Origin of the sequence: Streptomyces sp. NPDC058052 (assembly GCF_042885515.1) — a bacterium.
Classification (GTDB): Bacteria; Actinomycetota; Actinomycetes; order Streptomycetales; family Streptomycetaceae; genus Streptomyces.
The window spans coordinates 62,406-73,174 of the sequence record NZ_JBHVRX010000001.1 but is presented as its reverse complement, the minus strand read 5'-3'; the positions used below and the strand labels follow the sequence as shown (position 1 = coordinate 73,174).

The 10,769-nt window shown below is 73.0% G+C and carries 17 protein-coding genes; 9 read left to right on the top strand and 8 right to left on the bottom strand.

What is annotated here, in order from left to right; translation table 11 throughout:
* Positions 1-5: 5 nt before the first annotated feature.
* The 5 genes from ACFVU3_RS00405 (at position 6) to ACFVU3_RS00385 (ending at position 2,371) form a co-directional block, all read left to right on the top strand.
* Positions 6-410 (top strand): hypothetical protein, encoded by a 405-nt coding sequence (locus ACFVU3_RS00405; RefSeq protein WP_390062364.1) that lies wholly within the window; start codon positions 6-8, stop codon positions 408-410.
* Positions 410-916 (top strand): hypothetical protein, encoded by a 507-nt coding sequence (locus ACFVU3_RS00400; protein ID WP_390062362.1) that lies wholly within the window; start codon positions 410-412, stop codon positions 914-916. Before ACFVU3_RS00405 ends, ACFVU3_RS00400 begins: the two co-directional genes overlap by 1 nt.
* Positions 917-978: 62 nt before the next feature.
* Positions 979-1,827 carry a hypothetical protein gene (locus ACFVU3_RS00395; protein WP_390062360.1) on the top strand — a complete coding sequence of 283 codons (849 nt, stop codon included), beginning with the start codon at positions 979-981 and terminating at the stop codon, positions 1,825-1,827.
* A 2-nt stretch (positions 1,828-1,829) separates the two neighbouring features.
* Positions 1,830-2,054, top strand: coding sequence for a holin (locus tag ACFVU3_RS00390; protein ID WP_390062359.1), 225 nt, complete (start codon positions 1,830-1,832; stop codon positions 2,052-2,054).
* A gap of 41 nt (positions 2,055-2,095) precedes the next feature.
* On the top strand, positions 2,096-2,371 hold the full coding sequence (locus ACFVU3_RS00385; protein WP_390062987.1) for a hypothetical protein: 276 nt from the start codon (positions 2,096-2,098) through the stop codon (positions 2,369-2,371).
* Positions 2,372-2,471: 100 nt separating this feature from the next.
* Here ACFVU3_RS00385 and ACFVU3_RS00380 read toward each other — a convergent pair whose 3' ends face one another.
* The gene (locus ACFVU3_RS00380) at positions 2,472-2,792 is read right to left on the bottom strand and encodes a 4a-hydroxytetrahydrobiopterin dehydratase (RefSeq protein WP_390062358.1); all 321 of its coding nucleotides are present in this window, start codon (positions 2,790-2,792) and stop codon (positions 2,472-2,474) included.
* Positions 2,792-4,036 (bottom strand): Twin-arginine translocation pathway signal, encoded by a 1,245-nt coding sequence (locus tag ACFVU3_RS00375; protein WP_390062357.1) that lies wholly within the window; start codon positions 4,034-4,036, stop codon positions 2,792-2,794. Before ACFVU3_RS00375 ends, ACFVU3_RS00380 begins: the two co-directional genes overlap by 1 nt.
* A 169-nt stretch (positions 4,037-4,205) precedes the next feature.
* Here ACFVU3_RS00375 and ACFVU3_RS00370 point away from each other — a divergent pair, with 169 nt between their 5' ends.
* Together ACFVU3_RS00370 and ACFVU3_RS00365 are read left to right on the top strand one after the other, a co-directional pair.
* The gene (locus ACFVU3_RS00370) at positions 4,206-4,379 is read left to right on the top strand and encodes a hypothetical protein (RefSeq protein ID WP_390062355.1); all 174 of its coding nucleotides are present in this window, start codon (positions 4,206-4,208) and stop codon (positions 4,377-4,379) included.
* A gap of 126 nt (positions 4,380-4,505) precedes the next feature.
* On the top strand, positions 4,506-4,679 hold the full coding sequence (locus ACFVU3_RS00365) for a hypothetical protein (protein WP_390062353.1): 174 nt from the start codon (positions 4,506-4,508) through the stop codon (positions 4,677-4,679).
* Positions 4,680-4,722: 43 nt separating this feature from the next.
* On the opposite strand, the gene ACFVU3_RS00360 is transcribed toward ACFVU3_RS00365, so the two are convergent.
* Positions 4,723-4,953, bottom strand: coding sequence for a helix-turn-helix domain-containing protein (locus tag ACFVU3_RS00360; protein WP_390062351.1), 231 nt, complete (start codon positions 4,951-4,953; stop codon positions 4,723-4,725).
* Between the two features lie 458 nt (positions 4,954-5,411).
* On the opposite strand from ACFVU3_RS00360, the gene ACFVU3_RS00355 reads away from it, so the two are divergent.
* Positions 5,412-6,320: a MerR family transcriptional regulator gene (locus tag ACFVU3_RS00355; RefSeq protein ID WP_390062350.1), complete on the top strand. Its 909-nt coding sequence runs from the start codon at positions 5,412-5,414 to the stop codon at positions 6,318-6,320.
* Here the strand turns inward: ACFVU3_RS00355 and ACFVU3_RS00350 are convergent.
* The gene (locus tag ACFVU3_RS00350) at positions 6,300-7,259 is read right to left on the bottom strand and encodes a LysR family transcriptional regulator (protein WP_390062348.1); all 960 of its coding nucleotides are present in this window, start codon (positions 7,257-7,259) and stop codon (positions 6,300-6,302) included. The genes ACFVU3_RS00355 and ACFVU3_RS00350 overlap by 21 nt on opposite strands.
* Positions 7,260-7,448: 189 nt before the next feature.
* Between ACFVU3_RS00350 and snpA the strand changes: the two genes are divergently transcribed.
* On the top strand, positions 7,449-8,108 hold the full coding sequence (gene snpA, locus ACFVU3_RS00345; RefSeq protein ID WP_390062347.1) for a snapalysin: 660 nt from the start codon (positions 7,449-7,451) through the stop codon (positions 8,106-8,108).
* Between the two features lie 57 nt (positions 8,109-8,165).
* Here the strand turns inward: snpA and ACFVU3_RS00340 are convergent, their stop codons facing one another.
* From ACFVU3_RS00340 to ACFVU3_RS00325, 4 genes are all read right to left on the bottom strand, one after another.
* Positions 8,166-8,585 carry a DUF6304 family protein gene (locus ACFVU3_RS00340; RefSeq protein ID WP_390062346.1) on the bottom strand — a complete coding sequence of 140 codons (420 nt, stop codon included), beginning with the start codon at positions 8,583-8,585 and terminating at the stop codon, positions 8,166-8,168.
* Between the two features lie 42 nt (positions 8,586-8,627).
* Positions 8,628-8,882: a hypothetical protein gene (locus ACFVU3_RS00335; protein WP_390062345.1), complete on the bottom strand. Its 255-nt coding sequence runs from the start codon at positions 8,880-8,882 to the stop codon at positions 8,628-8,630.
* Between the two features lie 36 nt (positions 8,883-8,918).
* Positions 8,919-9,506 (bottom strand): dihydrofolate reductase family protein, encoded by a 588-nt coding sequence (locus tag ACFVU3_RS00330; RefSeq protein ID WP_390062343.1) that lies wholly within the window; start codon positions 9,504-9,506, stop codon positions 8,919-8,921.
* A gap of 99 nt (positions 9,507-9,605) precedes the next feature.
* Complete coding sequence (locus ACFVU3_RS00325) at positions 9,606-10,655, bottom strand: family 2 encapsulin nanocompartment cargo protein polyprenyl transferase (RefSeq protein ID WP_390062342.1); 1,050 nt, start codon at positions 10,653-10,655, stop codon at positions 9,606-9,608.
* Between the last annotated feature and the right edge of the window lie 114 nt (positions 10,656-10,769).

Here is a 10,769-nt window from a genome sequence, read left to right as displayed (position 1 = left end):
CTCCCATGGGAGTGATCACCAGGGCGGAGGACTTCTACCTTCCCCCGCCCCATCTGTCCCCGGACGCCTGGTCTCTCGTACCCCCGGCGATGCGGGTGGTCCGCTGGTGGGAGGAACGACACCAGCGCCGCATCCCCGTCGAGGACGGGATCCTCATCGGCCAGCCTCTGTACGCCCGCATCAACCACGGCCGCTGGGTCGCCGACTGCACCTGTCTGTCCGCCCAGTTCGTGACGCCGGCCGACCCGCGCATGTGGTGCGTGGAGTGCGGCACCGGCTGGTGGCAGGTCGCCTTCCCTGCCGACGTCGACGCGGTCGAGCAGCAGTTCACGAACCTGCCGCTCGACCAGCGGAACTGGTGGGCGTCCGAAGACCCCACCGACCCGGCCCGCCCCACCCTGGAGGTCTGATGGCTCTGGCAGTTCCCCGCACGTGGGTTGTCGGCGAGACGGTGACCGCGGCGTACATGAACGCGGAGATCCGTAACCAGTGGAACGACATGATCGCCGCGTGGACCCCGTACACGCCAACCTGGACCGGAAGCACTGGAAACCCGGTGCTCGGCAACGGCACGATCTACGGCCGGTCCAAGTCGGTCGGCAAGAAGGTCACCGCCGTCATCGAGCTGGTCATGGGCACCACGACGACGTTCGGCAGCGGCTACTGGCAGCTCTCCTTGCCGTCTACCGCCGCCAACCCGGCCGGGACCAGCGGCCAGTTCGCCTACCTCGGCGTCGCACGGGCTCACTCGGCGACCACCTGGTACACCGGCGTCGCCGCCATCACGAAGAACGGGGCCACCCTCAAGATCCATGAGGACAGCGCTGCCGCTGAGTGGTCGGCGACCCGGCCGCACGCCTGGGTCGGCGCCTCCACCAACTATCTACACGTCCAGGTGGACTACGAAGCCGCCTGACCCTGCCCAACCCTGCCGCCCCGCGCCGTCTGGCCCGGGGTTTCGTCATGTCTGGAGGCCCCATGGCCAAGACCGGCCCTCAGCGCTACCCCGGCGCGTCCACCGCCTACTGGTGGGGTGACAAGTACGAGGGCGCCGCGATGGAGATCAACGCCGTCGTCTGGCACACCACCGAGGGCACCACCCTCCCCACCTACGGCGCTGGCGCGAGCGCCCCGACGCTGACCGCGGTCCCCGACTTCGCCGCGAAGAAGCTCCGCTGGTATCAGCACTTCGACCTGGAGCAGTCCGCCCGTGCGCTCGTCGACCGGGCCGGCGGCATCACGACCAACCGGAACAACCTCGCGCAGGTCGAGCTCGTCGGCACGTGCGACCCGGCCACCCACAGGCAGTGGACGGCCGCCGGGCGCCAGCACATCTACTGGCCCGAGGCCCCCGAGTGGGCGCTGCGGGAGGTCGCCGCGTTCGTCCGCTGGCTCCACCAGGAGCACGGCGTGCCGATGACGTCGACCGTGACGTGGCGTGCCTACCCGGGGAGCTACGGGCAGTCCGCGCCGCAGCGGCTCAGCGCCGAAGCCTTCAACCGCTACACCGGGCACCTCGGCCACCAGCACGTCCCGGAGGGCAACGACCACGGCGATCCCGGCAACTTCGACATGGCGCGCGTGCTGCGGTACGCCGCCGGAACCCCTGAGGAGGAGCCCGTCATGGCTGGCCTGTCCAAGGACGACGTGACCCGTGTCGCGCTGCGGATCCTGGAGTACCGCAACCCTAAGGCTGACGAGGCCAGCACGAAGGCGGGCCGCCGGATCCCCGACTTCTACGGCTACGTCACCCAGACGTTCACCACCGTCCGCGGGATCGCCGCCGACGTCAAGAAGATCCTCGCCATCCTCAACGAGAAGAGCTGACCATGAACCGTCTCATCCTCGACACCCTCGAGCGGACCATCGGCACCTACGCCGTGACCTTCCTCGGCCTGCTCCTCGCGGACGGCTTCGACCTCACCGACGTCGGCGCGCTGCGGGCGGCAGCGATCGCCTCGGTGCCGGCGGCGCTGTCCGTGGTGAAGGCCGCGGTCGGCTCGCTGATCGGTGACCAGTCCACCGTCGGGTGGGTGCCCCGGGTCCGCCCGTGACACCGACTGAATCGGGGCAAGTGGCGTTGGAGCTCGAGCGGATGCGGGGCATCCTCGAGACCGGGTTCGCTCGAGTCGATGGGTCGCTGGCCCTGCTGGTGCAGCGGTCGGACCAGACCGACCGGGCGCTGATCCAGCACGGCGACGACCTCAAGTCGCTCGAGAAGCGGGTTGACGCCCTCGAGGCGGACGGCAAGGCGGCGGCTACGCACGGGCCGCGGCTGGCGGCGGTGGAGAAGGTGGCCTGGACCGCGGTTGGTGTGGGGCTGCTCGCGGTCCCGGCGGGTGGATGGCTGGTGTCCATCCTGGTGAAGTAGCCCTGATCACTTTGCGGACAGCCGCAAAGTGATCACGTTCGCGGTACCGCGCAAGTGACGCCCCCTCCTTCGGGAGGGGGCGGCTTCGTCGTGTCCGGGGTCAGTCGTTGAGAGGCTCGGCGCGGTGGGCTGCGGCGATGTCGTCGATGCGGCGGGCGAGGTCGAAGTCGGCTGCGGTCAGGCGGTGGCCGGCGTCGTGGGTGGTGATGCCGAACCGGACCCGCCCCCATCGGAGGTCGATGTCGGCGTGGTGGCTGATGAGCCGTTCGATGTCGGCGACGTGCACAATCATGGCGACGCCGCCGTGATAGCGGATGCCGTAGCTGCGGGTGATCTCGTCACCGTCGCGGCGCCACCCGGGCAGGCTGGCGAGCGCCTCCTCGATCTCGGCCTCCGACAGTGGCGTCTTCTCGTCCGACATCAGGTCCCCTCCGTGACGGGCGCCAGGGCCTCGGCCAGGTCCCGGCCTACCGGCGCATCGTGCCACGGCCGCATCGCCCGCTCCAGCGAGACCAGCTCCCGCCGCATGCGCGCGGACCGCGTCTCGACGGCGATGTCCACGACCTCGCGGGCGATCTCTACCGCCTGCTCCGGCTCCCGCGCGGTGGCCGCGGCGGTGGCGTGGCGGGCCATGTAGACCCCGCGGTCCCGGCGGGCGGTCGAGGGAACGACGGTGAGGACCTGCTCCCACAGGCTGCTTGCTTCGGTGCCGAGGCCGAGCCGGCCATAGCAGGTGGCGCGCTGCACCTCCAGGTAGCCGGGGGTACGGCGGCAGGCGTTGCCCCAGGGGAGGTCGTCGTCGACTCGGGGCAGGAGTTGGTCGGCGGCGTCGATGAGCCGGTCGACCTCGGCGCGGTCGCGCAAGAGGCTGGCGCCGTGGGCCTGCTGCTGCATGGCCATGATCCGCACCTTCGGCACGACCGCGGCCGGCTCATCGAGGGCGGCCTCGCACAGGTCGACGACGCCGGCCCCATCGCCGAGGTCGGTGCGGACCTGCGCCGAGTTGACCATGGCGTAGCCGATGAGGTGCGGGTCGCGGGCCCGGAGCGCTATCTCCTGGGTAATGCCCCGCCAGAACGCCGCGGCCGAGAGGTCGCCGGCGTCTTGGTAGAGCCAGCCGACGAGCGCGGCGTAGGCGGCGCCGACGCGGAGCAGGCCGCGGCGGGTCTCCCCGGTCGCGGAGCGGGTCAGCTTGTCGATGAGCTGGTACTGGGGGCCGAGGGTACCGATGAGGTCGTGGGGGCCGAGGAGCATGTCGGCCCGGTAGTGGCCCTCCAACTGGGCCTGGAAGTAGTCGACCAACTGCGGGTCGACCTGCTGTGGGGCGAGCGGCCCGGGGACGAGCGCGGGCGCGGTGACGGCGAGAAGCTGCGTGGTCTGCACGGTGGTCTCTTCGTGGTGCTCGGGCCGGATCCAGCCCGGCGGGGCGGTGAAGCCGAGATCCTCCGGCCACCGGCCGAGCGCGTCATGGAGGACGAGTGCGGTCTCCTCGGACGGCCAGCCCGGGCGCAGCCCCTCCCACCGGCGCCACGTGCGCGCGGACACGGTGAAGTGCGGGTCATCGAGCAGGGTCTGCCCGTGGGCTTGGAGCGCGCCAGCCGCGGCTTCAGCTGATCTCCAGCCGACGCGGAGCCTCGCGGCGCGGAGGGCGTCGTTGCGGCTCATGCCGCCAGTGTGGGGTGTCATCGCGGTCCCTCAGGGCCGTGGCCGCGACGTGGCCATGCGTGGCCACTCGATGGCCTATCAGTGCAGATGGGTGCCCACACATCATCGACCCATAGCCACTGGGGTGTGCGGCGAACTGCGGAAATGCCCCCTGACAGAGGGAGGCGAGATGAGCGGACCGACCTGCATCTACTGCCCGGCCGCGGCAGACCGGTGCATCCGGTCCCACCGTGGCGAGGACGGCGAGGTGACCCACGTCTACGCCTGCCGCGACTGCGCCGACAGCAGGGGGATACGGCCCTTGTACGTGATCATCTCCGAGCCGGCCCCGGGGCAGCGATGACGCTCCGGCCGGAGTGCCAGTTCGGGGTGCACTTCGCCTGCCGCATCGGAGAAGTGCGGACCTCCTACGGGGACCTCATCCGCCCGGCCCGCCGCTGTGACTGCCCCTGCCACAAGGAGACGACCGATGAGAACGTGCCAGCGATGCGACCAGCTGATCGTCGGCGAGGCTGAGGAGGTAGTCCCGGACTCTGCGTCCGGCGCCCGGCCCACCCTGTGGCGGCACAAGCAGCTCACCGAGTGCGAGCAGGCGCAGTGGGACGACCGGGGCACTCACTTCCGCAGCAGCCTCCGCCCCTGATCTCCTGCCCGCGGACGTGCACGGCGGCCGGCCGCGGGCAGGCTCATCGCACGAGGTCGGCAAGGTCGACGTTGAGCGCGGCTGCGATCTGTAGCAGGTCGCCGTACCGCGGGTCACTCTCGCCGGCCTCAATACGTTGGTACGTCCTGCGGTCGATATTGGTCATCTCCACGACGACTTCCTGCGTGTGCCCTCGGTTCATCCGGAGGTCGCGGATGCGCCGGCCGAGGATGCGGCGCTGGTCGCGGACCCATTCCGGTTGATCGTGAGGCACTCGACAACGCTGTGACCTGCGTGGTCCCATGTCAGCGTCAGCAGTGGCGCATTTTTGGATCTTGATACGGGCACCCTAAGACGGCCGTCCGTTCGCCGAGCACCCCCGGCGGGCGGGCGGCCTCTCCGTTTCCCGAGCTGGCCCCACGAGGGATGGGAGACGGAATGGGAGATGATCAAGAGGAGTCGATGCGCGACCCTGCCAACTCCTGCTAGTTACTGCTAGATACGGATAGGACTGCGTCGCAGGTCAGCGCCATATGTACAGGTCAGCATCCGGCGCCCGACCTACCCCAACAGATCGACCGCATCTTCTGGGAGACCAAGAAGGCCTGACCTTCGCCCTCCCCTCGAAGGGGCCCCTGCCGTCACGAGCGGCGGGGGCCCCTTCGTCGTGTCGGGGGGCCGGCCGGGGTCCGGGGTTGCGTCTCCCGTCGGGGGAGAGTGGAGGGTGGGGGCATGGACGGAGACGGGCTGTGGTCGATCGGGGAGTTGTCCCGGCGGACGGGGGTGTCGGTGAAGACGATCCGGTACTACTCCGAGCGCGGGATCGTGGTGCCGGCGGGGCGCACCCCCGGCGGGTACCGGCGGTACGGGGCGGAGGCCGCCGAGCGGGTGGCCCTGGTGCGGACCCTGCGGGAGCTGGGGGTGGGGCTGGACGTGGTGCGGCGGGTGGTCGAGCGGGAGGCGTCGCTGGCCGACGTCGCCGCCCGGCACGCGGCCGCGCTGGAGGCGCGGATCGGGGTGCTGCGGATGCGGCGGGCCGTGCTGGCGGTCGTGGCACGGGGCGGGGCGGACGTGGCGGACGCGGAGCGCCTGCACGGCCTGGTCCGGCTGTCGGAGGAGGAGCGGCTGCGGCTGGTCGAGGAGTTCCTGGACGGGGTCTTCGGCGGGCAGGGGGGTGACCGGGGGCCGCTCGGGGCCGCGCGGCGCTCGCTCGCGCCCGAACTGCCCGCGGACGCCACGGAGGAGCAGCTGGAGGCGTGGGTGGAGCTGCTGGAGCTGGCGGCGGACGAGGGGTTCCGGGAGGCGATGCGGCGGAGCGCCGAGGAGTACGCGGGCGACGGGGGCGGGGTGCCCCGGCCGGACGCCGTCGCGGTCGTGCGGGAGCGCGCGGGGGCCGCCCTGGCCGCCGGGATCGCGCCCGGGGCGCCGGAGGCCGGGCCCGTCGTCGCGGCCTGTCTGGAGGCGGGCGGGCCGGAAGGCGGGGCGGCGCTGCTGCGGCGGCTCGTGACGGCGAACGTTCCCAGCCGGGACCGGTACGGCCTGCTGCTCGCGCGCGTCAACGGATGGCCCGCGCCGGAACCCCTCGCGCCCGCGCTCGACTGGGCGGTGGAGGCGCTGCGGCTAAGGACGGTCCCCGAGTAGGCACGGGCCCGCCGTCCCGCCGGCGCGGAGCCAGGCCCGGTAGGGGGCCGAGCGGTGGGCGGCCTCGCGGTAGGCGTCGACGAGGTCGGCGTGGAGCGGGTCGAGCGGGGTGCCGGGGCGGGCGCAGAGCAGGAGGCGGACGGCGAGCGGGTCGCCGCGCAGGGGGCGGACGGCCAGGTCCTCGCGGGGTACCGAGGTCGGCTGGCAGGGGGCGACGGCCTCGCCGAGCGCGATGAGCGAGGCGGCCGTGTGGTAGTCGCCGTGGAGGAGCGGCGGGTCGATGCCGGCCGCCGTCAGCACCCGGCGCAGGCCGTCCCACTCGCCGTCCACGCTGGGGTCGACCATCCAGCGGTCCCCGGCGAGGTCCGCGAGGTCCACCACGGAGCGCGCGGCGGCCGGGTGGGCGGGGGCCAGCGAGACGAACTGCGGCTCGCGGGAGACCAGGACGCGCCGGACGAGGCCCTCGGGGACGCGGAGGGGGCAGCCCTCCACCTCGTGGACGAAGGCCACGTCGAGCCGGCCGCCCGCGACCTCCCGCAGCAGCGCGTGGGCGGAGACGTCGACGCGCAGACCGACGTCGGTGCCGGGGAACCGTTCCCGCAGCCGCCGCAGCCAGCCCGGCAGCGCCCGGCTGGCGGTGGAGCCGACGCGCAGCTCGGGTCCTTCGGCGCGGGACGCCTCCGCGAGGGTCTCGGTGACGAGCGCGGCCATGTCGGCGACGAGCGGGCGGGCGCGGCTGAGCACGGAGCGGCCGAGCGGGGTGGGGCGGCAGCCGGTACGGCCCCGGGAGAAGAGCTCGGCTCCGAGCGCGTTCTCGATGCGGCGCAGCTGGGTGGTCAACGAGGGCTGGCTCATGCCCAGTTGCCGCGCGGCCTTGTGCAGGCTGCCGGCGTCCGCGATGGCGCAGAGCGCGCGCAGGTGTCTCACCTCCAGCTCCATGGAAGCGAGCGTAGGGCGGGGTTCCGGTCCCGCACCAGACGTCCGGATCCCCCCAACTGCCATGAAACCAGCGCTGATTGAGCATCGAATCCGGTGGTGATGCGCCCGCGCTATCGGGGTTTGACATCCTTCCCCGCGGCCTCCGGCGCCCCGAGACTCTCTCCCGACCCCGATCAGGAGGAGCCCCCCATGCGACACCCCAAGGTCCTCACCCGTACCCTCACCGCCGCCCTCGGCCTCGGCCTCGCGGTCTCCCTCGGCGCCGCCGCCCCGGCCGGCGCCGCGCCCGACACCCGCCAGGCCCAGGCGGTCCCCTCGTACGCCGCCTACGCGGGTTCCGCGGAGGAGGCGAAGGCCAACAAGGCGTTCTTCGACGCCGTCATGCGGTCGGTGGCGAAGAAGCGGGCGGCGGACCCGACCGCCGCCGCGGCCGTCACGGTCGTCTACAGCGCGTCCAGTGCCCCCAGCTTCCGCACCCAGATCGCCCGTTCCACGCAGATATGGAACAGCTCGGTGGTCAACGTGCGGCTCGTCGAGGGCAGCAACCCGGACTTCCGCTACTACGAGGGGAACGACTCCCGCGGCTCGTACGCGAGCACCGACGGGCACGGCGGCGGCTACATCTTCCTCGACTACCGGCAGAACCAGCAGTACGACTCGACCCGGGTGACGGCCCACGAGACCGGGCACGTGCTCGGGCTGCCGGACCACTACAGCGGTCCGTGCAGCGAGTTGATGTCGGGCGGCGGCCCCGGCACGTCCTGCCGGAACGCCACCCCGAACGCCCAGGAGCGGTCCCGCGTCGACCAGTTGTGGCGCTACGGGCTCGCTTCCGCCTTCAAGGGCTGACCGGCCCCGAGGAGCCGGTCAGCACGGCGGCGGCGCCCCCTCCCCGGGGCGCCGTCGTCAGACGGCCGACAGGAGCCGTCGGCCGAAACCGGCGCCTTCGGGGAGCTGGCCGCGCAGCCGGGCCAGCGCCGCCTCGAAGTCGCCGCCGGCGACCACCGCCTCGAAGGCGGTGCCGCCGTAGTGCAGGGTCAGGCTGAGGTCGGCGCGCTCGCCCAGGGTGAGCAGGCAGCTGAGCGTGGCCTGTTGGGCGGTGCCGTCGGTGACGACGGGGAGCGGCAGGTCCCACTCCAGCACGCAGCCGGTGAGGGCCTCCCCGCCCTCGCCGGCGGCGGTGAGCGCGGCGAAGCTCGCGCCCGTGTACTCGATTCCCCTGACGCGGACGGTGACGTGCCCGCCGTCGGCCGTGATGACGATCGCTTCCGCACCACGGCGGTCCCGGTACCAACCGGTCCAGACTTCTGTCGACTCCGATGACATGCGCGGACTGTAGCGGTATGACCGGCTCCGGCGCGCGGCCGGTCACCCTGTGGCCGGACTTCTCCCGTTCTCGCCGTTCTTGCCGGTGACCTGCGTGGTAGTGGCTTCCGTGCCGTCCGCGCCCGGCTCCCCGGTGAGCGCGCAGCCGGGGGTGCGGCAGGGCTGCGCCTGCCACTCCGGCACCCAGGCCCCGAGGACCTTGTGCCGGGTCGCGACGGTGGCGAGGGGGCGTCCGCAGGCCGGACAGAGCGGCACGGCCAGCGGGTCCCTCAGCGTGCGGGGCGTCTCGTCACCCATGCCTCCAGCGTAGGCCGCCCCGCGGCGGCCCGCCCGCTACCGCTTCCTGGTGTACGTGCGGACCAGCACCCCGTTGCCGAAGGCGCGGACGGCACCCAGCTCGAAGTCGCGGGGCGCGAAGCCGGCGCCGAACATCGGCATGCCGGAGCCGTACACCTGCGGGTAGGTCTTGATGACCAGCTCGTCGATCTCCTCGATGAGCTCGCCGGCGACGGTGGAGCCGCCGCAGAGCCAGATGTCGAGTCCGCCGTCCTCGGCCTTGAGCTCCCGGACCCGGCCGACGAGGTCGTCGGCGATCAGCTCGACGTTCGGGTCGGGCGACTCGGCGAGCGAGCGGGTGGCGACGAACTCGCGGAGGTGGGCGTACGGGCTGGTGACGCCGACGTCCAGGCCGACGCGGTACGAGCCGAGGCCCTGGATCACGGTGTCGAAGCGGCGGTTCGGGGCGTCGGGCTCGACGCCGACGACCGGGCGCGCCGGGGCGGCGATGGTCTCCGGGTACTCGGTCGTGAGGAACTCCAGGAACTCGCCCGTGACATAGGCGTAGGTGGAGGTGGCGTCGCCCTTCGGGTCGCCGATGAAGCCGTCGATGGTGCAGGCGACGAAGTAGGTGAGCTTGCGCAAACCGGGTCCTGTTCTGTTCGGGGCGTGACCGCGAGCGCGACCACGACAGACATAGTGCTTCATCTGTAGTGGTCGCGCAACCCCGAACGGCGCCCGATGTCAGCGGGTCCTGCGGGTCACGAACTCCGCGAGCGCCAGCAGGTCCCCGGCCGCCGCGAGGTCCGGCACCGCACGCGCCAGGTGCTCGACGGCCCGGCCCATCCGGTCGGCCGCCTGGGCCTGCGCCCAGTCCCGGCCGCCGGCCCGCTCCACGGCGTCGGCCGCGGCCCGCACCGCCCGCTCGTCCAGGACGTCACGGGAGTACAGCTCGGCCAGCTCCTCGCCGGCGGGGGTGCCGGAGGTGAGCGCCGCGACGACGGGCAGCGACTTCTTGCGGGCGACCAGGTCGGCGCCGGCCGGCTTGCCGGTGCGCTCCGGGTCGCCCCAGATCCCGATGAGGTCGTCGATCAGCTGGAAGGCCAGGCCGGCCTCGCGGCCGAAGGAGTCGAGCGCCGCGACCTCCTCCTCCCCCGCGCCCGCGTAGAGCGCGCCGAGGGCGCAGGAACAGCCCAGCAGCGCGCCGGTCTTGGCGGTGGCCATGGCGAGGCACTCGTCGAGGGAGACCTCCCGGGGGCCGCGCGACTCGAAGGCGCAGTCCGCCTGCTGCCCGGCGCAGAGCTCGATGACGCAGGCGGCGAGGCGCGCGGTGGCCGCGGCGGAAGCGGGGTGCGGGTCCTCGGCGAGCAGCCGCAGCGCGAGCGCGTTCATGGCGTCGCCGGCCATCAGCGCGTCGGGGATGCCGAAGACCGTCCAGGCGGTGGGCCGGTGACGGCGGGTCGGGTCCTCGTCGACGATGTCGTCGTGGAGGAGGGTGAAGTTGTGGGCCAGCTCGACGGCGGCGGCCGCCTTCACGGCCCGGGCCTCCTCGGCGCCCAGCGCGCGGGCGGCGGCGAGCACCAGGGCGGGGCGGATCGCCTTCCCGGCCTGGCCGGCGACGGGGGTGCCGTCGGCGTCCTCCCAGCCGAAGTGGTACATCGCCACACGGCGTATCGAGCCGGGCAGGGTGTCGACGGTGGAGCGGATCTGGGGGTCCACGGCGGTCCTCGTCCGGTCGAGGAGCGCCACGGCGCCCGGCCCGTCGGTGACGGGATCCGCGGTCGTGAGCGTCACGGTCGTGATCGTCCTTCTTCGTGGCGGACCGCGCGGCGGGCGCGCGGCCGGTGGGGCGGTGGGCGGTGGAGGGCGGGGCCCCGGCCCGGCAGCCGGGGGCCGGCCGGGCCGGGG